At 56.0% G+C, this 26,284-nt stretch carries 21 protein-coding genes; 15 read left to right on the forward strand and 6 right to left on the reverse strand.

The window, feature by feature from the left end; genetic code table 11:
- Positions 1-204: 204 nt before the first annotated feature.
- Together FND52_RS17130 and FND52_RS17135 are read right to left on the reverse strand one after the other, a co-directional pair.
- Positions 205-1,308 carry a cobalamin-independent methionine synthase II family protein gene (locus FND52_RS17130; RefSeq protein WP_125293365.1) on the reverse strand — a complete coding sequence of 368 codons (1,104 nt, stop codon included), beginning with the start codon at positions 1,306-1,308 and terminating at the stop codon, positions 205-207.
- A gap of 198 nt (positions 1,309-1,506) precedes the next feature.
- Entirely contained in the window at positions 1,507-2,451 is a 945-nt protein-coding gene (locus FND52_RS17135; RefSeq protein WP_125293366.1) for a sugar-binding transcriptional regulator, read from the reverse strand.
- A gap of 207 nt (positions 2,452-2,658) precedes the next feature.
- On the opposite strand from FND52_RS17135, the gene FND52_RS17140 reads away from it, so the two are divergent.
- The 8 genes from FND52_RS17140 to FND52_RS17175 all read left to right on the forward strand — a co-directional run bounded on the left by FND52_RS17140 (position 2,659) and on the right by FND52_RS17175 (position 11,607).
- Positions 2,659-3,600, forward strand: coding sequence for a D-ribose ABC transporter substrate-binding protein (locus FND52_RS17140; RefSeq protein WP_125293367.1), 942 nt, complete (start codon positions 2,659-2,661; stop codon positions 3,598-3,600).
- Between the two features lie 12 nt (positions 3,601-3,612).
- Positions 3,613-4,206, forward strand: a complete 594-nt coding sequence (locus FND52_RS17145; protein WP_144132087.1) for a DUF2291 family protein — start codon at positions 3,613-3,615, stop codon at positions 4,204-4,206.
- Complete coding sequence (locus FND52_RS17150; RefSeq protein WP_185760725.1) at positions 4,206-5,720, forward strand: sugar ABC transporter ATP-binding protein; 1,515 nt, start codon at positions 4,206-4,208, stop codon at positions 5,718-5,720. Before FND52_RS17145 ends, FND52_RS17150 begins: the two co-directional genes overlap by 1 nt.
- Position 5,721: 1 nt before the next feature.
- Positions 5,722-6,822, forward strand: a complete 1,101-nt coding sequence (locus FND52_RS17155; protein ID WP_144132089.1) for an ABC transporter permease — start codon at positions 5,722-5,724, stop codon at positions 6,820-6,822.
- 87 nt (positions 6,823-6,909) lie between these two features.
- A complete protein-coding gene (locus tag FND52_RS17160; RefSeq protein WP_125293370.1) occupies positions 6,910-7,740 on the forward strand; it encodes a transketolase in 831 nt (276 codons plus the stop codon).
- Positions 7,733-8,677 (forward strand): transketolase family protein, encoded by a 945-nt coding sequence (locus FND52_RS17165; RefSeq protein ID WP_125293371.1) that lies wholly within the window; start codon positions 7,733-7,735, stop codon positions 8,675-8,677. The genes FND52_RS17160 and FND52_RS17165 overlap by 8 nt, the downstream gene beginning before the upstream one ends.
- Positions 8,678-8,679: 2 nt before the next feature.
- A complete protein-coding gene (locus FND52_RS17170) occupies positions 8,680-10,167 on the forward strand; it encodes an FGGY family carbohydrate kinase (protein WP_144132091.1) in 1,488 nt (495 codons plus the stop codon).
- A gap of 21 nt (positions 10,168-10,188) precedes the next feature.
- On the forward strand, positions 10,189-11,607 hold the full coding sequence (locus FND52_RS17175; RefSeq protein WP_144132093.1) for an L-fucose/L-arabinose isomerase family protein: 1,419 nt from the start codon (positions 10,189-10,191) through the stop codon (positions 11,605-11,607).
- A gap of 102 nt (positions 11,608-11,709) precedes the next feature.
- Here FND52_RS17175 and FND52_RS17180 read toward each other — a convergent pair whose 3' ends face one another.
- Positions 11,710-12,387, reverse strand: coding sequence for a DUF1963 domain-containing protein (locus FND52_RS17180; RefSeq protein WP_144132095.1), 678 nt, complete (start codon positions 12,385-12,387; stop codon positions 11,710-11,712).
- 362 nt (positions 12,388-12,749) lie between these two features.
- Here FND52_RS17180 and FND52_RS17185 point away from each other — a divergent pair, with 362 nt between their 5' ends.
- Positions 12,750-14,336 (forward strand): P-loop ATPase, Sll1717 family, encoded by a 1,587-nt coding sequence (locus FND52_RS17185; protein WP_144132097.1) that lies wholly within the window; start codon positions 12,750-12,752, stop codon positions 14,334-14,336.
- A gap of 395 nt (positions 14,337-14,731) precedes the next feature.
- Here the strand turns inward: FND52_RS17185 and FND52_RS17190 are convergent, their stop codons facing one another.
- The 3 genes from FND52_RS17190 to FND52_RS17200 all read right to left on the reverse strand — a co-directional run bounded on the left by FND52_RS17190 (position 14,732) and on the right by FND52_RS17200 (position 17,196).
- Entirely contained in the window at positions 14,732-15,139 is a 408-nt protein-coding gene (locus tag FND52_RS17190) for a winged helix-turn-helix transcriptional regulator (RefSeq protein WP_144132099.1), read from the reverse strand.
- Positions 15,140-15,211: 72 nt separating this feature from the next.
- A complete protein-coding gene (locus tag FND52_RS17195; RefSeq protein ID WP_144132101.1) occupies positions 15,212-15,658 on the reverse strand; it encodes a hypothetical protein in 447 nt (148 codons plus the stop codon).
- Positions 15,659-15,702: 44 nt separating this feature from the next.
- Entirely contained in the window at positions 15,703-17,196 is a 1,494-nt protein-coding gene (locus FND52_RS17200; protein ID WP_144132103.1) for a SmvA family efflux MFS transporter, read from the reverse strand.
- Between the two features lie 117 nt (positions 17,197-17,313).
- On the opposite strand from FND52_RS17200, the gene FND52_RS17205 reads away from it, so the two are divergent.
- From FND52_RS17205 to narI, 6 genes are all read left to right on the forward strand, one after another.
- The gene (locus FND52_RS17205; protein ID WP_144132105.1) at positions 17,314-17,898 is read left to right on the forward strand and encodes a TetR family transcriptional regulator; all 585 of its coding nucleotides are present in this window, start codon (positions 17,314-17,316) and stop codon (positions 17,896-17,898) included.
- A 285-nt stretch (positions 17,899-18,183) separates the two neighbouring features.
- Positions 18,184-19,572, forward strand: coding sequence for a NarK family nitrate/nitrite MFS transporter (locus FND52_RS17210; protein ID WP_144132107.1), 1,389 nt, complete (start codon positions 18,184-18,186; stop codon positions 19,570-19,572).
- A 53-nt stretch (positions 19,573-19,625) separates the two neighbouring features.
- Positions 19,626-23,366: a nitrate reductase subunit alpha gene (locus tag FND52_RS17215; protein ID WP_144132109.1), complete on the forward strand. Its 3,741-nt coding sequence runs from the start codon at positions 19,626-19,628 to the stop codon at positions 23,364-23,366.
- Positions 23,363-24,907, forward strand: a complete 1,545-nt coding sequence (narH, locus tag FND52_RS17220; RefSeq protein WP_125293379.1) for a nitrate reductase subunit beta — start codon at positions 23,363-23,365, stop codon at positions 24,905-24,907. The genes FND52_RS17215 and narH overlap by 4 nt, the downstream gene beginning before the upstream one ends.
- A complete protein-coding gene (gene narJ / locus FND52_RS17225; protein WP_144132111.1) occupies positions 24,907-25,602 on the forward strand; it encodes a nitrate reductase molybdenum cofactor assembly chaperone in 696 nt (231 codons plus the stop codon). Before narH ends, narJ begins: the two co-directional genes overlap by 1 nt.
- Positions 25,599-26,279, forward strand: a complete 681-nt coding sequence (gene narI / locus FND52_RS17230) for a respiratory nitrate reductase subunit gamma (RefSeq protein WP_125293381.1) — start codon at positions 25,599-25,601, stop codon at positions 26,277-26,279. Before narJ ends, narI begins: the two co-directional genes overlap by 4 nt.
- Positions 26,280-26,284: the final 5 nt, after the last annotated feature.

A 26,284-nucleotide genomic window follows, 5' to 3' on the forward strand; every position in this document is an offset into this window, starting at 1 on the left:
GTGATGCCAATATTTATAAATGATTAAATATCAAAGGATTGGATTATTTTTATTGGTTTATTCAATTTTAAATGAACGTCCAGTGAATAATTTGGTGCAAGGCTGCATTAAAGCCGTGCAATAAAACAATATCCGCCAGGATTAACCGGCGGATATTAGTTTTTATGATGGCTGATGATTATCAGTAATAAGAAATGGCAATAATTACCACACTTCAGCGGCAATATCCGTCACCAGACGGACTTTATTCCACTGCTCGGCAGGGGTAATGGCGTTGCCCTCTTCGGTAGAGGCAAATCCACACTGCGGGCTGAGGCAAACCTGGTTGAGATCCACATACTGTGACGCTTCTTTCAGGCGTGCTTTTATCTGCTCACGGTTCTCCAGTTCGCCGTTTTTGGTGGTGATCAGGCCCAGCACCACCTGCTGTTTGCCCGGACGGATAAAGCGCAGCGGAGAGAAATCGCCGGAACGGTCGTTATCGTATTCAAGGAAAAACGCGTCGACGTTAACGGTGCCGAACAGCACTTCGGCCACTGGCTCATAGCCGCCTTCGGCAATCCAGCTGGAGCGGAAGTTGCCCCGGCAAACGTGCAGGCCGATGGTCAGATCGTCCGGTTTGCCTTCCAGCGCCTGGTTCAGCACACGGGCATAAATCTGCGCCAGCTGGTCCGGGTCTTCGCCGCGATCGCGGATCTGCTGGCGCTGTTCGTCAGAGCACAGGTAGGCCCAGACGGTGTCATCGAGTTGCAGGTAACGACAGCCGGCGTCGTAAAACGCGCGGATGGCATCGCGCCAGGTCACGGCGAGATCGGCGAAGTAGTCATCGAGATTCGGGTAGACGTTGCGGTCAATGGCCGCCGCGCCGCCGCGGAAGTGCAGCACGCTCGGGCTGGGGATAGTCATTTTCGGCTCGGCGTTACCGCTGACGCTTTTCAGAAAGCGGAAATCTTCCAGCATCGGATGGTTGCCGAACGCCACTTTGCCGGTAACGCGCACGCTCTGGGCTTTGGTCTGGATGCCGGAGAACTGGATCCCCTGGTTGACTTCCACCAGCTCCACGCCCTGCAGTGCGGCAAAGAAATCAAGATGCCACCAGGCGCGGCGGAATTCGCCGTCGGTCACCACCGTCAGGCCGCAGGCGCACTGCTCTTCCACACAGGCGCGGATGGCATCGTTTTCTACCTGGCGCAGCTGGCTGGCATCGATATCGCCACGGGCGAACTGTTCGCGGGCGCTTTTAATGGCGTCAGGGCGTAAAAAACTGCCGACAACATCGGCGCGGTATGGGGGAAGTTGGCGTTGCATGGTGTCTCCTTGACCCTGAAGATAATTGCCCAGGGTGATTGTTCGCATTATGAAGTTTTAGCCATCTGGACGGCTAGATGCATTGAGAGTGTCATGCAGCGGCAGGTTGTGCAAACGAAGAAAATTCACGGCACATGAGAAAAATTCACGTTGGGATGAGGATTGTTCAGGGCATCCGGTCGGATGCCCAGTCAGAGATCAGGCGAGCTGGCGCGCGGTGGGATAATCGGTGATCAGCACATCGATGTATTTACCGTTCAGCGCCCCGCGAATGGCGTTGACCTTTTCGGTACCGCCCGCCAGCGCCACCACGTGCGGGCAGTCGCGCACCTGGCTTAGCTCCATGCCGATCACCGGATCTTCCTCTTTGCTGAGCACCGGTTCACCCTCGGCATTGTAGTAATGCAGGCAGATATCCCCCACAGCACCGCGCGCCGCCAGGGTTTTCAGCATGGCTTCGCCGTAGTAGTTGCCGGAATTTTTCAGCAGCTGCGACGGCTCCAGATCGCCGATGCCGAGGATCGCCACGTCCACTTCGCTGAATTTACGCACCACTTCCGCCACGTCATCGCTCGACACCAGTCGGGCACGCTCTTCCACCGAATGCTCGATGCTCTGCGAGGGTAACAGCCAGGCCTGGCAGCCCAATTGCGCCGCGAGATTCTGGGTCAAAATGGTCGCCTGCACATTGCCGTTCGGCCCCACGCCGCCCAGCAGTTGGATCACCCCGCGCGCTTTGATGCTCTGCGGGTGCAGTTCATCCACCATGGCGCGGATGGTGCTGCTCCAGGAAGAGATGCCCACTAAATCATCAGGACGCAGCCGCGTTTCTACGTAATGCGCGGCGGCGCTGCCGATGGCGTGTTTGATTTGCGCCGATGACGCCGGTTCATCCACGTCCACCACAATCGCCTGGCGGATACCGTATTTCTGCTCCAGCGCGTTCTCCAGCGACAGAAAAATATTCGGCGGTTGGATCACGCTGATTTTCACCACTCCTTCTTTCTGGCAGCGGGTGATAGCGCGCGAGACAAATGACTGCGAAAGCTGCAGAAGGCCAGCAATTTCAGATTGCTTCATTCCATCGACATAATAGAGCGTGGCGATTTTCACCAGCAGCCGTTGTTCATCCTGTTTTGACATAGCACCTCCTGAGTCCCCCTGTATTTTTATTCAAGACTGAATAAATAACAAGTAAGGCCCCTTTTTGACCCAAAAGTGAACAAATTGTGATCGCTTTCGCCTTTTCATCATTTCGCTGAATTGACCGTAGACAGATCTAGTTCCGGGGCATATGGTTACATTGAATAATAAATCATGTTTGAATATATATTCAATGTGGAGATAAAAATGAAACACACCCTACTGAAAGCATCATTAGTGGCTGCGCTGTTTGCGGCTTCTGCCAACCTCTATGCCGCTGACAACGGACTGATTGCCATCATCACCCCTTCACACGACAACCCGTTCTTTAAAGCCGAAGCGGACGGCGCTGCCGCTAAAGCCAAAGAGCTCGGCTACACCACGCTGGTGGCATCGCATGACGATGACGTGAACAAACAGAACCAGCTGATTGAGACCGCCATCGCCCGTAAAGCCAAAGCAATTATTCTCGACAACGCCGGGGCAGACGCCACCGTCGGCCCGCTGGAAAAAGCCAAAGCCGCTGGCGTTCCGGCGTTCCTGATCGACCGTGAAATCAACAAAACCGGCGTCGCGGTGGCCCAGATTGTGTCTAACAACTATCAGGGCGCGCAGCTCGGCGCAGAGAAATTCGCCAAACTGCTCGACGGCAAAGGCAAATACGTTGAGCTGCTGGGCCGCCAGTCGGATACCAACGCCCACGTGCGCTCTCAGGGCTATCACGACATCCTCGACGACTACCCGGACATGAAAATGGTGGCCCAGCAGACCGCCAACTGGAGCCAGACCGAAGCTTTCAACCGTATGGAAGCCATTCTGCAAACCCAGCCGGATATCGTCGGCGTGATTTCCGGTAACGACACTATGGCGCTGGGCGCAGAAGCGGCGCTGAAAGCGGCGGGTAAAACTAATGTGATCGTGGTGGGCTTCGACGGCAGCGACTATGTGCGCGATTCAATTAAAGCTGGCAGCAACATCAAAGCCACCGTGCTGCAACCGGGCTGGGAGCAGGCGCAGATGGCGGTCGTTCAGGCGGATTACTACCTGAAAAACGGCAAAGCCAAAGAGCAGGAAAAACAGTTGATGGACTGCGTGCTGATTGACGATTCCAACGCCTCCAAACTGAACACCTTCAAACTGAGCAACTAAGCCGGAGGTTGTATGTCGTTGAAACAATGGGGTATTGGCGTGTTGTGTTGCAGTACCCTGTTGCTGACTGCCTGCCGGGTGGTGGATCTGGACGAGAATGGTAAACCGATCATTCCGCCAGATCCCAACGCGAAAGCGAGTTTCGCCAATATGACACCCGCGCAGATAGCGCAACAAACATGGGACAGCCGGGTCAGCGCCCCGGCGCGCGACCATGCGCTGGATGCCGCGACGCTGCCCAACAGCCCGACGCCGCAAAGCGTGTTTGTGCGCCTGCACAGCAACATCGAGAAAGTGGATTTAACCAATGCACGCGAACGGTCAGTGACCGTGACGCTGAACAATAAGCCGCTGGAGGTTCAGATTGGGCCGCTGATCAGGGGCAATGCGGTGCGCGATGCCGCCGGTTTTAAATTTGAGGATTTCACCAACCAGGTCCAGTTTGCTCAGCTTTCCAAAGCCTATAACCGCGAAGCGGTGAAACACTTGCCGCCGGTTGACGCCTCATGGCAGCAGCAGCCGGTGACGATGCTGATCGCCGGAAATCTCAAAGATGGCGTGCTGTCCGACGCCGTGGCGCTGGATATCCAGCAGGGAGCGAAATAATGCAGGATCCGATTGTTTTGCGTACCCGTGGCGTGTCGATGCTGTTCCCCGGCACCGTGGCGCTGGATAACGTCGATTACAACGTCTGGCGCGGCAAAGTAAATGTGATTATCGGCGAGAACGGCGCGGGGAAATCCACGCTGATGAAAATCCTCGCCGGGGTGCAGCAGCCGAGCACCGGCACCATCGAACTCAACGGCAAGCCGGTGCATTTCGCCAATACCCGCGACGCCGCCGCCCACGGCATCGGCATGGTGCATCAGGAGCTTAACCTGTTTGAGAACCTGACCGTGGCGGAAAACATCTTTCTGGGCCGCGAGCTGCAACAGGGGCTGAAGCCGATTGATGAAGCCACCCAGATCCAGCGCAGCGCGGAACTGCTCAAGCGCCTCGATCAGCCGATCTCGCCAAACGAGCAGGTGGCGAATCTGAAAGTCGGCCAGCAACAACTGGTGGAGATCGCCAAGGCGCTGGCGGAAGACGCGGATATTTTAATCCTCGACGAGCCTACTTCGGCGCTGAGTAAAACCGAAGTGGAGATCCTGTTCCGGGTGATCCGCGAACTCACCCGCCAGGGCGTCTCCATCATCTATATCTCCCACCGGCTGGAAGAGCTGATGGCGATTGGCGATGTGATCACCATTCTGCGCGACGGCAAGTTTCAGGCCGAGGCGCAGGTCAGCGACATCGACGTGCCGTGGATCGTGCGCGAAATGCTCGGCAGCGAGCCGGTGTCCAGCTTCCTGACGCCGGGCCGTGAGTTTGGCGCACCGGTGCTGGAAGCGGAGCACATTACCTGCGTCAACGCTTCGGGCAATGCAGTGGTGGACGACGTGACCTTTAACGTGCGCGCCGGGGAAATCGTCGGTATTTACGGGCTGATGGGCGCGGGCCGCACCGAGCTGTTTGAGTGCCTGCTCGGCACCAACCGCAACTATCTCGGCAAATTGTGGCTGGACAGCAAACCGGTGCCGCCGCGTTTATCCACGGCGGAGCGCATCCGCATGGGGATGAGCCTGGTGCCGGAGGACCGCAAGCGCACCGGTATCTTCCCGATCTCGTCGGTAGCCAGCAATCTGACCATCGCCAGCCTGTGGCGGCGCTTGCAGAGCGGGTTCGCGATTTCCAGGCGCGATGAGGAACAGGTGGTGGCGACCACCATCGGCAATCTGTCGATCAAGGTCTCCTCGCCGGAAGTAGAAATTCAGGCGCTGAGCGGCGGCAACCAGCAAAAAGTGGTGATTGGCCGTTCGCTACTCACCAACCCCAAGCTTTTGCTGCTGGATGAACCGACGCGCGGTATCGACGTGGGTGCCAAAGCCGACGTGTTCCGCATGATGGTGCAGCTCTCCGAACAGGGTATCGCGGTGGTGTTTTCTACCTCGGATCTGAAAGAAATTATGGCGGTGTCGGACCGCATCCTGGTGATGTCCGGCGGCAAAGTGACCGCTGATATTCCCCGTGAAAACGCCGAAGAGTCGGCATTGGTTTCCGCTAGTGCACAAGGGTTCTGATATGAAAACGAATGAGACAGTCGCGCTTAACGCAAGACCCGCCTCGCTATTCAGTTCGCGGGAAAATATCCTCCTGCTGCTGTTAAAGCTGCGCACCTTTATTGCGCTGTTTTTGATAGTCGGCTTTTTCTCCATCATGGTGCCCGACTTCCTCGCCATGGGCAGTATGGTGATCATGATTAAACACATCGCCATCAACGCCTTCCTGGCGCTCGGCATCACCTTTGTGATTATCACTGCGGGCATTGACCTGTCCATCGGCGCGACGCTCGGGCTGTGCGGAATGATCGCCGGATGGCTGATCACCAAAGGCATCGTGCTGCCGATGTTCGGCATCGCGATTTTCCCCAGCGTCTGGGTGATTGTGCCGTTAGTGCTGCTGATTGGCGGGCTGATTGGCGCGACCAACGGCTGGATTATCACCCGCTATAACGTGGCCCCGTTTATCTGCACCCTCGGCACCATGTACGTGCTGCGTGGCGCGGCGATGCTGACGTCGGGAGGCGAAACCTTCCCCGGCCTTTCGGGTAACCCGCAGTTGGGCAACACCGGTTTCGACGAGATCGGCGCGGGTAACTTCCTCGGTATGCCCTGGGCCATCTGGATGATGATTGTGCTGGCAATTGCTATCGCCTACGTCGCCCGTCGCCTGCCCTTTGGCCGCCACGTTTACGCCATCGGCGATAACGAACGCGCTGCCGAACTGTCCGGCGTGAAAGTAAAACAGGTAAAAATTTGGGTGTATACCCTCTCCGGCTTCTGCGCCGCTATCGCCGGGATTGTGGTCTCTGCGCAGCTGGTGGCGAGCCATCCGGCGAACGGTACCGCCTTTGAGATGAACGCTATCGCGGCGGTGGTGCTCGGCGGAACCTCGCTGGCAGGCGGACGCGGCACTATTCTCGGCACCCTGGTCGGCGCGTTTGTGATCGGCTTCCTGGCCGATGGTCTGGTGATGATGGGCGTCAGCGAGTTCTGGCAGATGGTGATCAAAGGCATCGTGATTATTGTGGCGGTGATTATCGACCAGATGCAAAACCGCATGCAGCAGAAAGCCGCCGTGGTGGCCCAGAAAGTCGCGATGGAAGGTAGCGCAAAAGCGTAGCGCGTCACAGTTTGGTTCGAAAGGCGCTTTTTTTTACCCTTATCGAATAAATATTCATATATGATTTTTAATGCAAGAGGTAAGCCTATGAATCCGTTTTCATTGTCGGTTGCGGATCTGGAAAAGAAAGCCCGCGCGGTGCGCCGTCGCATCATAACGCTCAACGCTAACAGCCCGGCAGGCGGGCATACCGGGGCCGATCTCTCCCAGGTTGAGATCCTCACCGCGCTCTATTTCCGGGTGATGAACTGTTCGCCGGAACTCGTCAACAGCGACCAGCGCGATATTTATATTCAGTCCAAAGGCCACGCGGTCGGCGGTTACTACTGCGTGCTGGCGGAAGCCGGGTTTATTCCGGTGGAGTGGCTGTCGACCTATCAGCACGCTGATTCCCACCTGCCCGGCCACCCGGTGAAGCATAAAACCCCGGGCGTGGAGCTGAATACCGGCGCGCTCGGCCACGGATTACCGGTGGCGGTGGGCATTGCCCTGGCGGCCAAACGCAGCAACAGCGCGCGCCGGGTATTTGTGGTCACCGGCGACGGCGAACTGGCGGAAGGCAGCAACTGGGAAGCGGCGCTGGTGGCGGCCCATTACCAGCTCGATAACCTGATCATTATTAACGATAAAAACAACTTACAGCTGGCGGGTTTAACCAAAGATATTCTCAACACCGATCCGCTGGATGAAAAATGGCGCGCGTTTGGCATGGAAGTGACCCAGTGCAGCGGCAACGACATGCAGGACGTGGTGACCACCATTGAAGGCCTGAAGCCGGGCGGCAAGCCGCACGTGATTATCGCCAATACCACCAAGGGTGCGGGCGTGTCATTTATTCAGGGACGCGCGGAGTGGCACCACCGGGTGCCGAAAGGTGAAGAAGTGGAACTGGCTCTGGAGGAACTGAAAGATGAGTAATAGCGAACATCTGGCAACGGTGATGGTAAATGCGTTTATCGACGCGGTTGAGCGCGGCGTCGATCTGGTGCCGGTGGTGGCGGACTCTACCTCTACCGCCAAAATCTCGCCGTTTATTAAACAGTTCCCGGACCGGCTGGTTAACGTCGGCATCGCCGAGCAAACCCTGGTGGGCACCGCCGTGGGGCTGTCGATGGGCGGTAAAATCGCCGTCACCTGTAACGCCGCGCCGTTTTTGATCTCCCGCGCCAACGAGCAGATCAAAGTGGACGTCTGCTACAACAACAGCAACGTCAAACTGTTCGGCCTGAACGCCGGGGCCAGCTACGGCCCGCTGGCCAGTACCCACCACAGCATTGACGACATCGCCGTGCTGCGCGGATTTGGCAATATCGAAATCTACGCCCCTTCCTGCCCGGTGGAATGCCGCCAGATTATCGATTACGCGCTGGATCACGTTGGCCCGGTGTATATCCGCCTCGACGGTAAAGCGCTGCCGGAGCTGCACGACACCAGCTACCGTTTTAAACCAGGCGCAATTAACGTATTGCGCGAAGGCGCGGACGTGGCGCTGGTGGCGATGGGCTCCACGGTGCATGAGATCGTCAGCGCCGCCGCCGCGCTGGCGGACCAGGGCATCGATGCGGCGGTGATCAACGTGCCGTCGATTCGCCCGTGCGATACCGCACAGCTGCTGGCCGCGCTGCAAAAATCCCGCCGGGTAATCACCGTGGAAGAACACAACGTCAACGGCGGCGTCGGCAGCCTGGTGGCGGAAGTGCTGGCGGAAGCCGGTTGCGCCATCCCGCTAACCCGGCTGGGCATTGCCGACGGCGGGTATGCCATCGCCGCCGATCGTAAGGATATGCGCGCCCATCACGGTATTGACGCCGCCGGTGTGGTACGCAAAGCCACTGCGCTGTGTGAAGGAGCATAACCATGTCGAGCCCAATAATTCTCGCGATTGATGAGGGCACAACCAACGCCAAAGCGGTGGTGGTCAACCGCGAAGGGCAAATCGTCGGGCGCTGCGGCGTGGGAGTGGAGATCCGCCACCCGGCTCCCGGCCTCGCCGAGCAGGATCCGCTGGCTATCTGGCAGGCGGTAGTCGAGGCGATTAACGGCTGTTTACAGCAGGCCGGGCCGGTGCAGGTAGCCGGGATCGCCATCAGCAACCAGCGCGAATCGGTATTAATCTGGCAACGCACCGACGGCAAACCGCTTACCCCGGTGGTGAGCTGGCAGGACCGCCGCTCGGAGGCGCGCTGCGCTGAACTTCAGGCGCAAGGCCATGACGCGCTGATTACCCGACTTACCGGATTGCCGGTGGATCCGCTGTTCCCGGCGGCGAAAATCAGCGCCCTGCTGGATGCCCTGCCCGATGGCGTGGCGCGCGCCGCGCGCGGCGAGCTGTGCATCGGCACCCTCGATAGCTGGCTGAACTGGCAGTTCACCGGCGGGCGCGCGTTCACCACCGATTACGCCAACGCCGCCCGCACCCAGCTGTTCAATATTTATGACGGCCAGTGGGATGGGCAATTGCTGGCGCTGTTTAACGTCCCACGCGCCGCGCTGGCGGACGTCAGGCCGTCGAGCGGTTTACACGGCGAAGTGCAGGTTGGGTTTATCCCCGGCGTACCGGTGGGCACGCCGATCCTGTCACTGATTGGCGATTCCCACGCCGCGCTCTACGCCCAGCGCCGCGCCTGCGGCAACGTGGTGAAAGCCACTTACGGCACCGGGTCGTCGCTGATGTTTTCGATTCCAGAACCGGTGTCGCGGGCCAATCGCCTGAGCACCACCCTCGCCTGGCACGACGGCGAACGCACCTTCGCGCTGGAAGGCAATATCACCCATACCGGCTCCGGCGCAGCCTGGCTCGGGCGGATGCTGGGGATAAACAACCCGGCAGAACTGACCGCGCTGGCGCAGTCGGTGCCGGACAATCAGGGCGTCTATTACGTTCCGGCGCTGTCGGGCCTCGGCGCGCCCTGGTGGGATCTCCAGGCGCGCGGCACGATTTGCGGCTTAACCGACGCCGCCACGCCGGCGGTGCTGGCGCGCGCCGCGCTGGAATCGGTGGTGTATCAGATCGCCGATGTGTTTTTCGCCATGGAGCAGGCCTGCGGTCAGCCGCTGGAAACGCTGTGCGTCGACGGCACCGCCACTCAAAACCGCTGGCTGATGCAGTTGCAGGCCGACGTTTTACAACGACCGTTAATTATTCAGCCTGCCGCCGAAGTCTCGGCGCTGGGTGCCGCGCTGCTGGCCGGTAATGCGCTGGGCTGGTGGCAGGATGAAACGCCTGCGGCACTGGCGAGCCAGGGCGAACGTATTGAACCGCAGCCCGCGCGGCAACAACAGATGCAACAAAACTATAAACAGTGGCTTGAAGCCGTGGCGCGCTGCCGCTTTCAGCCCAAATAATCCTTTTACTGGAGTGATGCCATGTCCCGTATCCCACATCAATTAACCTTCGGCGTAATTATCGGCAACCGCGGATTCTTCCCCAGCTATCTGGTGGCGGAAGCCCGCGAGCAGGCTGAAGCGCTGTTCTCCCGCCTCGGCATCAATACCGTGATGCTGAAAGATGGCGAAACCTACCTCGGCGGCGTGGAAACCCGCCAGGATGCCAAAGTGTGCGCCGAGCTGTTCCGCAAGCACCGCGACCAAATCCACGGCGTGGTGGTACTGCTGCCGAACTTTGGCGATGAAAAAGCGGTGGCGGAAGCCATTCGCCTGTCCGGCCTTAACGTGCCGGTGCTGATCCAGGCCGAAGAGGACAACCTCGATAAAATGGGCCTCGCCACCCGTCGCGACAGCTTCTGCGGCAAGATTTCCCTGTGCAACAACCTGCGCCAGTACGGCATTCCGTTTACCCTGACCACCCAACACGTTTGCGCGCTGAGCAGCGAAGTTTTCGCCGGTGATTTGCAGCGCTTTACCCAAATCTGCCGGGTGGTGAGCTCGATGAAAGGCGTGCGCATCGGGGCCATCGGCGCGCGCCCGGCGAGCTTCAACACCGTGCGCTACAGCGAAAAACTGCTGGAGAAAATGGGCGTCGCGGTGGAAACCCTCGACCTGTCGGAGATCTTCACCCGCATCAAACACATCAGCGATGACGACATCCGGGTGCAGGAAAAACGCGGCATCCTGATGGATAACGCCGACGCCAGCGCCATTCCGGCGGACAAACTGGTGACCATGGCGAAACTGTTCGTGGTGATCAGCGAATGGGTGACGGCCAACGATATCGACACCACCGCCATTCAGTGCTGGACGTCGCTGCAAGAAAATCTCGGGATTAACGTCTGCTCAATCATGAGCGTGATGTCCGGCCAGCTGATGCCGAGCGCCTGTGAAGTGGACGTGATGGGCGCGCTGTCAATGTACGCGCTGGCGAGCTGCTCGCTGAATCCGGCGTCGATTGCTGACTGGAATAACAACTTCGGCGACGATCGCAACAAATGCGTGCTATTCCACTGCGGTAACTTTGCCAGCGCCAGCCTGGAATCCCCGGCGATGGGCACCGCCGATATCATCGGCACCACCGTGGGTAAAGAGAACACCTGCGGCGCAGTACACGGACGCCTGAAGAGCGGCCCGCTCACCTACTTCCGCCTCTCGTCAGATGATTTTACCGGCGAGATCAAAGCCTACGTTGGTGAAGGCCAGTCGGTGGACGACGCGCTGGACACCGTGGGCTGCCGCGCGGTGATTGAAGTGCCGCATCTGGAAAACCTGCTGGCGTGGATCTGCAATAACGGCTTCGAACACCACGTGGCGATGAACCACTCGGCCACCGGCGCGGTGTTGCAGGAGGCGTTTAATAAGTACCTGGGGATTAGCTGTTACTGGCATCGTTGATTTTTGATCAACGCTGCAACCGCACGCGGCGCAGGGCCGGGTGCGGTTTTTTTTTGGTAAGGGTTGAGGGGCCGATACGAGCGGAAACTTGCCTTTGTACGACTAGTAAAACTGACACGAAAACGTCCAGATCCCCTCGGGTGACTTGTGAAAGTAGCCGATACCATTGTCCGACCACATCCAGTTTACCTTTTCCTCTGACCCCACCTGAAAGACAAAATCCTGAATCCCTGCACCATGTTGTATCTCCGTTGGATATCCTCCGACCTTGGTTCCCCTGTAGCGGTTAAAATCATCAAAGAAACGGTTACTTGCTTCTTCATCATCATTTACGTCAGCAAGATCAATAATATCCCAGGCGTCCTCCCACCCCGGAGCATCATCATTGACGCTCACCCATCGAACCGGAAATGCGCGATACGGAGTGTCTGTTGCAGGCAATAACTCCAGCCCCTCAAGGGTGGCATATTCGCGTATTAGCCACCCCTCGCCATGAGGTTTATCGAATGGATGGCTTTCTAAATTGTGATAGAGCACCAGCAGTGCGACATCCTTCAGTTGTTCAGGAACCACGGGAAGCTCATCTACACGAATCTGAAGAAGCGGAAACATCGGTTGCCCTTTCCAGACTGGCAACCCTTCACCAGGAAGAGAGACACCTTTCAAAAACCAGGATGTGACAGGGTCTGCAGTGGGGCGAAATCCCCCGAATTGCGCCACCGAGGCCGGGCGTAATTGGGATCTGAGTTCTTGTAAAACTAACGCACTTTTGGATTTCATATTTGCAGCCTTGCGTATGCAGATGCTCTTTGGAGACTGAAAGAGAGACTTTTTATTTTAGATCGTAATGATTATCCAACAGACCTGGTTTTTTTGTGGAGTGTTTGAAGAGTAGTGAGGGTCTGGCTCTGGTGCGAGGCGGATGGATTTGCTGGGTTGAAGGGCTGCTATGAGCGTGAAGCGGACATTGGTCATTATATACCAGCCTGAAAGATGACTACCGAAGCTACAGCGATTCAGTTCATTCATCTACAAATGGTTCCTTTACATTTCATATGTTGATATCCTCAACGATATGCCACAGAGCAGTGCCAATGTTTTTATAACCATATGTTTTTCCAATTACTTTAGTTGAGGTGACAATGATATCAATCAAAGATCTAACTCTTGGCTATGCTGATGCTGAAAATTATAAGAGAAGGGAAAATAAAGAATTACTTAACAAAGTATTCATACGTGATAATCACTTGTCTGAATTATGCGAGCCAAATATATCGTTTCTTGTAGGAGAGAAAGGTACTGGTAAAACCGCGTACTCTATCTATCTCTCAAATAACAATATTAACAACACACTAGCCACAACTAAATATATAAGAGAGACAGAATACCAAAAATTTATCACTCTTAAATCCGAAAAGCATTTAAGTTTGTCTGATTTTTCTGGCATATGGAAAGTTATTCTATATTTATTAATTTCCAAACAAGTATTAGATAAAGAAGGGGCAATTTCAAAGTTACTAAACTATTCAAAATTCTCATCACTTACTGATGCAATAGATGAATATTATCTCAAGGCTTTCTCACCAGAAATAATTCAAGCCCTCAGTTTTGTTCAAGAATCAAAAATTGCAGCCGAATTACTTCATAAGCATGCAGCCTTAAAAGGTGAAGAAAGAGAGTCTTTGTCTTTTTCCGAGAGCAGATTTCAGATAAATTTATTTTATATACAAAAAAAATTTGAAGATGCCTTTAGCCAAATACGTTTATCTCAAAACCACATTTTATTTATCGATGGTATCGATATCCGACCCTCCTCAATTCCATACGATGATTATCTAGAATGTATCAAAGGATTAGCTCACGCCGTCTGGGAGATTAATAACGATTTCTTCCCAAGTATAAAGGGAAGAAAAGGGAGAATGAAGGCAGTTCTTTTGATCAGACCAGATATATTTGAATCCATAGGATTACAAAATCAAAATGCAAAAATCAGAGATAATTCAGTATTCTTGGACTGGCGTACAGAATATGTTAACCACCGTAACTCTCAATTATTTGAGGTACTAGATCATCTGCTTGGGACTCAGCAAGAAGTGACACTTGAAAAGGGGCAAGCCTGGGACCATTATTTCCCTTGGAATTCACCAAATGTTCGTGATGATTATAACCATCCCACATCATTTATTAATTTCCTTCGTTGGTCCTATTATCGCCCAAGAGATATATTGCGAATGCTCGAGATTATTAAATCACACACCAACGGTGATAATGGGAAAAATCAATTTACTCTAGATGACTTTGAAAATCCTAGCATGCAAAGAGATTACTCTAACTATTTACTCGGAGAAATAAAAGATCATTTGTCATTTTATTATGGAAGTGAGCATTATGAGATTTTTTTAAAGTTCTTTGAATTCCTCTCTGGAAAAGATACTTTCGATTATACTGAATACCTCTTAGCATATAAACAACTTGAAACTCACATTGGCTCCATTTCCACTACAAAGCCAAAATTTATGACGACAGCAAACGACTTCCTTCAATTTCTGTTTGATCTTAATGTAATATGCTATATAGAAACAACCGAAGATAATAGTAGATTTATACGTTGGTGCTTTAGAGAAAGAAGTTATGCAAATATTTCACCAAAAATAAAAACAGGAATGAAATATCAGATATTTTATGGTTTGGCAAAATCATTAAATGTCGGAAAAACTTTAAAAAAATAAAAATAAAATGGCGAGTGGAAAACACTTGCCATTCATCTAATAGCAACGATTAATAGTAGATAATTTTAAATGAACGCAGACCGAGTTGTGCAATCTGATCATTTACCAAATATCTAAAATACTATCTGGACTGAGTGATGCCAATCATAGCGCCAATACTTCTTCGCGAGTGACACTTGATGCAGAAAGCTATTTTAAAACACGCGATAAAAATCATCTTCCCTGCCCTATCATCATATGATGTTGTACAGGGAGAGCTGGTTAGCGATGCGACCAAGACACACTGATATGCCCGTTGATCCATAGGGTGCTGAATCTACTTGTTTATAATGTCCGCTGCTGGCACGAAGCAGACCCCTACTCTGATAACCTTTCCCGACTCCCCCCGAAAAAAATCACTCCTCTCCCCTAACCTCAGTAACAACGCGCTGGCGGTAGCAATCCGCTGGCCCAAGTCTGTCCCCCTGCGATGAGCAAACTTTCAGCACCGGCAACGGCTCGCCGTTCTCCTTATCCAGCAACACAAGGTGTATTTCGCCCTGTTCAAACAGATAGCGCTCACCCCACTGCTGCATGGCGACCACGATCGGAAATCCGGAGCGGCCCCTTTCGGTCAGGATGTATTCCTTGTAGGCGCTGCTATCGGAGGCCGGGCGGATCTCAAACTCGCCGATATCCACCAGATGCTTTAGACGTGCAGCCAGGATGTTTTTCGCGAGCCCAGGGTTCTTCTGGAACTCGCTGAATCGACGTACATCATCAAAAGCTTCACGAATGATTATTAAACACCAGCGCTCGCCTATCGACTCTAAGGTCCGGGCGACGGCGCATTCGCTGGTTCTGAGCGTTACATAAACAGCCCGTTTTCCCTCTGTTCAGAGATTAAAAAACGATAGCGCTTTGATTTCAGCCTGAGGATTAGCTTGTTCAACTGCCGACAAAAAGCCGGAGAAGTTGTGATTAAAAATGGTTAAGTTATTGAAAAACTCAACGTGCTTTTTCTCGCCATGGTTAAGGTAGCTAACCAACCAGTTTTGCCGGTTATTTATTTTGGTAAAACCTGGCTTTATTTGAATAATTTCACCGAGTGGAATTTTACGGGTAATGTCATTGTTAATTTCATATAAATAGTCGCTGTCGTAATAATAGTCTTTCTGCGAAGCCCCCCGAAAAATCGAGGGGTTCGCGGAAATTTTTTTCAGGCCATTACTTTCTGAAATGAGGCGCTTAGGATGTCGCACCGCCCTGAAAAACAGTCTGATCAGAATGAATAACACCATCATGGGTAAAGCCACGGACAGGATATTCATTATTTCTTGCATCTTTACCCCCGCTATCAGTGAATAGTCATACTTAATGATGAATTTCAGGCTGTCAAACTCTTCACAGGCCGCAGCGCAAACCACACTCCCGCCGTCAGTACCAGCAGCATCCCGCTGGCCACGGACAGCACGGCGCTGTGCGATTGCTTAAACGCCACGTTGGCGGCATTGACCACCTGCTCGCCCAGCGCCGGGCTAAGCTGTTGTGCCACCAGCAGCGCCTCGTTGATTGACGCGCTGGCCTGGGCCATCAGCGTGGCGGGGAGTTCCGTCGGCAGTTCAATGGAGCCGCTGAACGAATGGCTTAAAATCATGCCGAAAATGGCGATGCCCATGCCCGCGCCCAGTTCATAGGCCATGGTTTCAATCGCTCCTGCCGCCGTAGCCTTTTCCTTGGGTGCCGCCGACATAATCGCGGCGGTAGAGGCCAACAGCGCGGTGGCGGCGCTAAGCCCCAGCAGAATCATCCAGCCCCAGGCCACGGCGCGCTGGTTTGCCATGTCGGTCATCGCCAGGCCGTAAAAGCTCAGGGCGCTTAGCGCCATGCCGAGCGTGGCCACCTTACGCAAGCCAAAGCGCCCCACCAGCGCCCCCGCCGCCGGGCCGCTAAAGCTACAGGCCAGCATCAGCGGCAGCATAAACAGCCCGGCCTCCAGCGGCGTAAAGCCGTGGACAAATTGCAGCTCCTGCGCCATCAGCAATTCGAACCCCACCAGGGTAATCATCGCGGTAAGCGCCATCAGCACGCCGGTTAAAATAATGCGGTGGGTAAACAGCGTCAGGTCGATCATCGGCGCGCTTGCCCGCAGCTGGCTGCGGATAAACAGCGCCATCAGCAACCCGCCGCTGATTAACGCCCCGAGCACCAGCGTCAGATTGCTGTTCGCTTTCAGGCTGGTTTTCGCCGCCAACACCAGCAGCAGGATCGCGGCGATCAGCATCAGCGCCTGGGTTAAATTCAGGGTTTGCGCACGCTGGACCGGCTGGCGCGGAATGCAAAATGTAGTAAACAGCAGCACCAGCGTGATAATCGGCAGATTAATTAAGAACACCGATCCCCAGTAGTAGTGTTCCAGTAGCATACCGCCTACCAGCGGGCCAAACGCCGCGCCGCCAGAGCCAACGGCGACCCAGATCCCCAGCGCGATACCGCGCTCGCGCTCGTTATTAAAGGTGCCGCGAATACCCGCCAGCGTCGCGGGGACGATCATCGCCGCGCCCACCGCCAGCAGCGCCCGCGCGGCAATCAGTTCGCTGGCCTGGGTTGAAAACGCCGCCGCCAGCGACGCCGCGCCAAACAGCGAACTGCCGATCAGCGTCAGGCGCTTATAGCCGATGCGATCGCCCAGCGCACCCATCGGCAGCACCATCCCGGCCATCACCAGCGAATAGATATCAATGATCCACAGCAGCTCGTTGCCCGACGCCCCCAGCGCCAGGGTTAATGACGGCACCGCCACGTGCAGTACCGTGGCGTCGATGGCGACAGGAATATAGATCAGCACCAAAATGGCTAAGGTATACCACTTACGAAACATACATTTATCACTCTTTACACTAATTTGGACAGATGTCCAGATTTGCGATTCTACGGAAATTTGAACGCGCGTCCAACTTTTTTGATACACTGACGGTCCGCCATTGAGGAGCTATTTATGAGTTATATGAGCCGGGAAGACCGTCGGGAAAACGTGATGGAAGCGGCAATGCGCGTGGCGCTGTCCGAAGGGCTTGCCGCCATGACAGTACGCCGCATCGCCAGCGAGGCCGGGATCGCCGCAGGCCAGGTGCATCATCATTTTGCCTCGTCGATGGCGTTAAAAGCCGAGACGTTTTTGCGCCTCAGCCGCCAGTCGCTGGATCTGGAAAGCGCCCCGCCGCTGAAAAGCTGGCGAGCAAAGCTCAACTGGACGCTGGGATTTGATAACCCTGATATCGAGCAATATCTCCGGTTGTTTGGCGAAGCGGAAGCCCTCGCCCGGCGCGAAGCGGAAATGAAACAGGCGTGGATAATATCGATGGAAATGTGGCATGACGCGACCCGGCAAATTATTTCCGCTGGCGCAAATGAGAATGAATTTCAACTTCTCGACAGCCCGGAAAATATTGCCTGGCGAATTATTGCTTTTGTCAGCGGGCTGGATGGCATTGTTAAACTGGGATTATCCGGAATGGATGAAGAGGCCTTTCGCCGTAACGTTGATATTATGATTAATAATGAATTAATGCCCGCGTCATAAAAATGAAGTATGAAAATACGCAGCGCTAATAAATGTGAATTGGGTCACTATTACTTTTTATCAACTTATTAAAGGTTATCTATAACATTCACCGCTAAGGGCTTAACTATTACAATTAGTAACAATTAACCAAGCGGTTAATCCACCCCGCCCCCTGTTTGTGGCGCTTTTTTATCTATTCTTGTTTTGTTCACCCATTCAATTTTGTCGCTTTATTTTCAAACGGATGCGCCATTCTCCGCCGTAACCTTTTGTTTCTAATGCCGATTCAGGCAAGGGGCGATCATGTTACCGACAACGACCAATACCAATAGTTATTTATTAAAAGACTGGAAACCCGAAAACGACGCCTTCTGGAACAATAAAGGGAAAGCCATTGCGCGCCGCAATTTAGTCATTTCCGTCGCCTGCTTATTATTAGCCTTCTGCGTCTGGATGTTATTTAGCGCCGTGGCGGTCAATCTCAATAAGGTCGGGTTTAATTTCACTACCGACCAGCTTTTTTTATTAACCGCGTTACCGTCATTATCCGGCGCTATTTTACGGGTGCCCTACTCCTTTATGGTACCGGTGTTTGGCGGGCGTTACTGGACGGTGTTAAGCACCGTGATCCTGATTATTCCCTGCGTCTGGCTCGGCTTAGCGATTCAAAACCCGGCTACTCCGTTTGAAGTATTTATGATTATTGCGCTGCTGTGCGGATTCGCGGGGGCGAATTTTGCCTCCAGCATGGGCAATATCAGCTTCTTCTTTCCCAAAGCCCGCCAGGGCAGCGCGTTAGGGATTAACGGCGGAATGGGCAATCTGGGCGTCAGCGTGATGCAGATGGTATCCCCGCTGGTGATCACCCTGCCGATGTTCGTGTTCCTGGGGGTACACGGCGTCGAGCAGCCGGACGGTTCCTCGCTGTGGCTGGCTAACGCCGCCTGGATTTGGGCACCGCTGTTGCTGGTCGCTACCGTCGCCGCCTGGTTCGGCATGAACGATATCGCCAGCTCAAAAGCGTCGATTCGCTCCCAGCTGCCGGTGCTGAAGCGCGCGCATTTGTGGCTGTTAAGCCTGCTGTATCTGGCGACCTTCGGCTCGTTTATCGGCTTTTCGGCGGGCTTTGCGATGCTGGCGAAAACCCAGTTCCCGGACGTTAACATCCTCAAGCTGGCGTTTTTCGGCCCGTTTATCGGCGCGCTGGCCCGCTCGGCGGGGGGCATGATCTCTGACCGCTTCGGCGGCGTGCGGGTGACGCTGATTAACTTCGTGTTTATGGCCCTGTTTAGCGCCCTGCTGTTCTTAACCCTGCCGGGCAGCGGCTCGGGCAGCTTCATGGCGTTCTATCTGGTGTTTATGGGGCTGTTTCTCACCGCCGGTTTAGGCAGCGGATCCACCTTCCAGATGATTGCGGTGATTTTCCGGCGCATCACCATCTACCGGGTGAAGCTCAAGGGCGGCAGCGAGCAGCAGGCCCAGCAGGAAGCGGTCACCGATACCGCCGCCGCGCTGGGCTTTATCTCTGCCATCGGCGCGGTGGGCGGTTTCTTTATCCCCAAAGCCTTCGGCACCTCGCTGGAGATGACCGGCTCGCCGGTGGGCGCGATGAAGGTGTTTCTGGTGTTCTACATCGTTTGCGTGCTGGTGACCTGGCTGGTGTATGGCCGCCCTCAGCGCGGAAAAAAATAACTATCGATTCGGCAGTGTAATTCAGGAAGCCTTCTTCCTGTCAGGAGAAAGCAATGAGCAAACTTCTCGACCGATTCCGCTATTTCAAACTCAAAGGCGACACCTTTGCCGACGATCACGGCCAGGTGATGCACACCAACCGCGACTGGGAGGACAGTTATCGCCAGCGCTGGCAGTACGATAAGGTGGTGCGCTCCACGCACGGCGTGAACTGTACCGGCTCCTGTAGCTGGAAAATTTACGTCAAGAACGGCCTGGTGACCTGGGAAACCCAGCAGACCGACTATCCGCGAACCCGCCCCGATCTGCCCAACCACGAGCCGCGCGGCTGCCCGCGCGGAGCCAGCTATTCCTGGTATCTGTACAGCGCCAACCGGCTGAAGTATCCGCTGGTGCGTAAACGTCTGATCGAACTGTGGCGCGAGGCGCTGACCCACAACAGCGACCCGGTGGAAGCCTGGGCGTCGATTATGGCCGACCCGGAAAAAACCCAGAGCTACAAGAAAGTGCGCGGGCGCGGCGGATTCATCCGCTCTAACTGGCAGGAGCTGAATCAACTGATTGCCGCCGCCAACGTCTGGACCATCAAAACCTATGGCCCGGACCGGGTAGCAGGATTTTCGCCGATCCCGGCGATGTCGATGGTTTCCTACGCGGCGGGCACCCGCTATCTGTCGCTGCTCGGCGGCACCTGCCTGAGCTTTTACGACTGGTACTGCGATTTACCCCCCGCGTCGCCGATGACCTGGGGCGAGCAGACCGACGTCCCGGAATCCGCCGACTGGTACAACTCCAGCTATATCATTGCCTGGGGCTCTAACGTGCCGCAGACCCGCAGCCCGGACGCGCACTTTTTTACCGAAGTGCGCTACAAAGGCACCAAAACCATCGCCATTACCCCGGACTACTCGGAAGTAGCCAAACTGTGCGACCAGTGGCTTGCCCCAAAACAGGGCACCGACAGCGCGCTGGCGATGGCGATGGGCCACGTGATTTTGCGCCAGTTCCATCTTGATAACCCTGGCGACTACTTCATCAACTACTGCCGCCGCTATACCGATATGCCGATGCTGGTGCTGCTGGAGCCGCGCCCGGAGGGTTACTCTGCGCCGGGCCGGATGCTGCGCGCCAGCGATCTGCTGGACGGTTTGGGCGAGGCCAACAATCCGGAATGGAAAACCGTGGCCTATAACCGCGCCGGGGAGTTAGTGGTGCCCAACGGTTCGATTGGCTTTCGCTGGGGCGAACAGGGCAAATGGAACCTGGAAAGCCTGGCGGCAGGCGTGGAAACCGAACTGGAGCTGAGCCTGCTGGGGCGGCATGACGCCATCGACGAGGTGGCATTCCCCTACTTCGGCGGTCAGGAAAATCCGCACTTCCGCCACGTCAAACGCGACCCGATCGTGCTGCACAAGCTGCCGGTGAAAACCCTGGCCCTGGCGGACGGTAGCACAGCCAGAGTTGTCAGCGTTTACGATCTGATCCTGGCGAATTACGGCCTCGATCGCGGGCTGGACGATGAACACTGCGCCAGCGACTTCAGTGAGATCAAGCCCTACACCCCGGCCTGGGCGGAGCAGATTTGCGGCGTACCGCGCCAGCATATCGAGCAGATTGCCCACGAGTTCGCCGATACCGCGCTGAAAACCCACGGTCGCTCGATGATTATTCTCGGCGCGGGGGTCAACCACTGGTATCACATGGACATGAACTACCGGGGGATGATCAATATTCTGGTGTTCTGCGGCTGCGTCGGGCAGACCGGCGGCGGCTGGGCGCACTACGTCGGCCAGGAGAAATTAAGGCCGCAAACCGGCTGGCTGCCGCTGGCGTTCGCCCTCGACTGGAACCGCCCGCCGCGCCAGATGAACAGCACCTCGTTTTTCTATAATCACGCCAGCCAGTGGCGCTATGAAAAACTCACCGCTCAGGAACTGCTCTCGCCGCTGGCGGACCCGTCTAAATTTACCGGCCATCTGATCGACTTTAACGTGCGCGCCGAGCGCATGGGCTGGCTGCCCTCCGCGCCGCAGCTGGGGGTTAACCCGCTGCATCTTGCCGCCAGAGCCAAAGAGGCCGGGATGTCGCCCATCGACTATACCGTCCAGTCACTGAAATCCGGCGATTTACGCTTCGCCTGTGAGCAGCCGGACAACGGGCAGAACCATCCGCGCAATATGTTTATCTGGCGCTCCAATCTGCTGGGCTCGTCCGGCAAAGGCCACGAGTACATGCTGCGCTACCTGCTGGGCACCGAAAGCGGCATTCAGGGCGAGGATCTGGGCAGCACCGACGACGTGAAGCCGGAAGAGGTGGAATGGCAAGGCGGCGCGATCGAAGGCAAGCTGGATCTGCTGGTGACCCTCGACTTCCGCATGTCCAGCACCTGTCTGTTCTCGGATATCGTGCTGCCTACCGCCACCTGGTATGAAAAAGACGATATGAATACCTCGGATATGCATCCGTTTATTCATCCGCTCTCTGCCGCCGTGGACCCGGCCTGGGAATCGAAAAGCGACTGGGAGATTTACAAAGGGATCGCCAAAGCGTTTTCGGCGGTGTGCGTCGGGCATCTGGGAAAAGAGACCGACGTGGTGTTGCAGCCGTTGCAGCACGATTCCCCGGCGGAGCTGGCGCAGCCGTTCGATATCCTCGACTGGCGTAAAGGCGAATGCGATCTGATCCCCGGCAAAACCGCGCCGAACATCATGGTGCTGGAGCGCGATTATCCGGCCACCTGGGAGCGCTTTACCTCCCTCGGCCCGCTGATGGATAAACTCGGCAACGGCGGCAAAGGCATCAGCTGGAATACCGAAAGCGAAGTGGAACTGCTCGGTAAGCTCAACTACCGCAAAACCGACGGCCCCGCCGCCGGACGGCCCAAAATCGACAGCGCCATTGACGCCTCGGAAGTGATCCTGGCGCTGGCCCCGGAAACCAACGGCCAGGTGGCGGTGAAGGCCTGGGAAGCGCTGAGCAAAATCACCGGACGCGAACATCATCATCTGGCGCTGCCGAAAGAGGACGAGAAGATCCGTTTTCGCGACATCGTGGCCCAGCCGCGCAAAATCATCTCCAGCCCCACCTGGTCCGGGCTGGAAGACGAGCACGTCTCCTATAACGCCGGTTACACCAACGTCCATGAGCTGATCCCGTGGCGCACCCTGTCGGGCCGCCAGCAGCTGTATCAGGACCATCTGTGGATGCGCGCCTTCGGGGAAAGCCTGGTGACCTACCGTCCCCCGGTAGATACCCGCAGCGTCAGCGCCATGCGCGATGTGCCGTCCAACGGTTTCCCGGAAAAAGCGCTTAACTTCCTGACGCCGCATCAGAAATGGGGCATCCACTCCACCTACAGCGAAAACCTGCTGATGCTTACCCTGTCGCGCGGCGGGCCGATTGTCTGGATCAGCGAAAGCGACGCCAGAGAGTTGGGCATCGCCGATAACGACTGGATCGAAGCCTTTAACGCCAACGGCGCGCTTACCGCCCGCGCGGTGGTCAGCCAGCGCGTGCCGCCGGGCATGACCATGATGTATCACGCCCAGGAGCGCCTGATGAATATCCCCGGTTCGGAGGTGACCGGTATGCGCGGCGGCATTCACAACTCGGTGACCCGCGTCTGCCCGAAACCGACCCATATGATCGGCGGCTACGCTCAGCTGGCCTACAGCTTTAACTACTACGGCACAGTGGGTTCCAACCGCGATGAATTCATCCTGATCCGCAAGATGCGCAACATCGACTGGCTGGATGACGAAGGCAATAACCAGCGTCAGGAGGCGGCAAAATGAGAATACGTTCGCAAGTCGGTATGGTGATGAACCTGGATAAGTGCATCGGCTGCCACACCTGTTCAGTGACCTGTAAAAACGTCTGGACCGGGCGCGAAGGCATGGAATACGCCTGGTTTAATAACGTTGAAACCAAACCGGGCATCGGGTATCCGAAAAACTGGGAAGATCAGGACCGCTGGGAAGGCGGCTGGATCCGCAAAATCAGCGGACGGCTGGTGCCGCGCCTCGGCGGCAAGCTGGGGGTGATGTCGAAGATCTTCGCCAACCCGGTACTGCCGTCTATCGACGATTATTACGAGCCGTTTACCTTCGATTATCAGCATCTGCATAACGCGCCGGAAGGCAAACACGTCCCCACTGCCCGCCCGCGCTCGTTACTCACCGGCAAACGGATGGAAAAAGTGGAATGGGGGCCGAACTGGGAAGAGCTGCTGGGCGGCGAATTTAGCAAGCGCCAGGCGGACAAGAACTTCGAGGCCATGCAGACCGAGATGTACGGCCAGTTCGAAAACACTTTCATGATGTACCTGCCGCGCCTGTGCGAGCACTGCCTGAACCCAAGCTGCGTGGCGACCTGCCCGAGCGGGGCGATTTATAAGCGCGAGGAAGACGGCATCGTGCTGATCGACCAGGACAAATGCCGCGGCTGGCGGTTGTGCATCAGCGGCTGCCCGTACAAGAAAATCTACTTTAACTGGAAGAGCGGCAAGTCGGAGAAATGCATTCTCTGCTATCCGCGCATTGAATCCGGCCAGCCGACGGTGTGCTCGGAAACCTGCGTCGGGCGCATCCGCTATCTCGGCGTGGTGCTGTACGACGCCGACCGCATCCTCGAGGCCGCCAGCACCGAACATCAAACCGATCTTTACGAGCGCCAGTGCGACGTGTTCCTGAACCCTAACGATCCAAACGTGATTGAAGAGGCGCTGAAACAGGGCATTCCGGCTAACGTAATCGACGCGGCGCAGAAATCCCCGGTATACAAAATGGCAATGGACTGGAAGCTGGCGCTGCCGCTGCACCCGGAATACCGCACCCTGCCGATGGTCTGGTACGTGCCGCCGTTGTCGCCGATCCAGTCGGTGGCGGATGCCGGCGGCCTGCCGCGCACCGATTCGGTACTTCCGGCGGTGGAAAGCCTGCGCATTCCGGTGCAGTATCTGGCGAATATGCTGAGCGCGGGCGATCCGGCCCCGGTCTTGCGCGCCCTGAAGCGCATGATGGCGATGCGTCATTATATGCGTTCGCAAACCGTCGAAGGCGTGACCGATACCCGCGCCATTGATGAAGTGGGCCTCAGCGAAGCTCAGGTGCAGGAGATGTATCGCTATCTGGCAATCGCCAACTACGAGGACCGCTTTGTGATCCCCACCAGCCACCGGGAAATGGCCCGCGACGCGTTCCCGGAACGCAACGGCTGCGGCTTTACCTTCGGCGACGGCTGTAAGGGTTCAGACAGTAAATTTAACCTGTTCAACAGCAGCCGTATCGACGCCATCAACATCACCGAAGTGCGCGACAAAGCGGAGGGTGAATAATGCAAAGCTTAAAAATTATCGCCCTGCTGATCGAATACCCCAACGAAGAGCTGTGGGAAGCGGCGGACGAACTGCGCGCCGCCGTGGCGCAGGACGCGCCGCGCGTTACGCCGTTTGCGGAACAGCTTTTTGCCGCCCCGCTTATCGACAAGCAGGCGGAATGGTGCGAGCTGTTCGACCGGGGCCGCGCCACCTCTTTGCTGCTGTTTGAGCACGTGCACGCCGAGTCGCGGGATCGCGGCCAGGCGATGGTGGACCTGATGGCGCAGTATGAAAAAGCTGGCCTGCAACTGGACAGCCGCGAACTGCCCGACTGGCTGCCGCTGTATCTCGAATACCTCAGCATCCAGCCTGAACAGGACGCGCTTCAGGGGCTGAACGATGTGGCGCCAATCCTGGCGCTGCTGGGCGGGCGGCTGAAACAGCGTCAGTCGCCGTACAGCCAGCTGTTCGATGCCCTGCTGGCGATTGCCGGTAGCCAGTACCGCAGCGACAGCGTCGCCTCTCAGGTCACCAAAGAAGCACGCGATGATACGCCGCAGGCGCTGGACGCCATCTGGGAAGAGGAGCAGGTGAAGTTTATCGACGACCAGGGTTGTAGCACCGATGCATCACCGCAACAGCAGCATCAGCGGCGTTTTAGTGACAACGTCACGCCTCAGTATCTGGATATCAGTGCCGGAGGTCCCAAATGATCAACTATCTGAACTTCTTCTTTTATGACATCTACCCGTACCTGTGCGGAACGGTGTTTATCCTCGGCAGCTGGCTGCGCTACGACTACGGGCAGTACACCTGGCGTGCCGGCTCCAGCCAGATGCTGGATAAAAAAGGCATGACGCTGGCGTCCAACCTGTTTCATATCGGGATTATCGGCGTGCTGTTTGGCCATTTCTTCGGAATGCTGACCCCGCACTGGATGTACGCGTGGTTTTTGCCGATGGCGACCAAACAGCTGATGGCGATGTGGCTTGGCGGGATTTGCGGGGTGCTGACGCTGGTAGGCGGATTGATGCTGCTGTACCGGCGGATTTTCAACCCGCGCGTGCGGGCCAGCTCCAGTAATGCGGATATTCTGATCCTCGCCCTGCTGATGATCCAGTGCGCGCTGGGCCTGCTGACCATCCCGTTTTCGGCGCAGTTTATGGACGGCAGCGAAATGCTCAAGCTGGTGGACTGGGCGCAGGCGGTGGTGACATTCCAGGGCGGCGCGGCAACTTATCTTGACGGGGTGGCGTTCGTTTACCGGGTACATCTGGTGCTGGGCATGACGCTATTCCTGCTGTTCCCCTTTACCCGGCTGGTGCATATGTGGAGTGCGCCGGTGGAGTACTTCACCCGGCGCTATCAGATTGTCAAATCCCGCCGCTAGTTCCT

The organism is Atlantibacter subterraneus (genome assembly GCF_007570865.1).
GTDB lineage: Bacteria > Pseudomonadota > Gammaproteobacteria > Enterobacterales > Enterobacteriaceae > Atlantibacter > Atlantibacter subterraneus.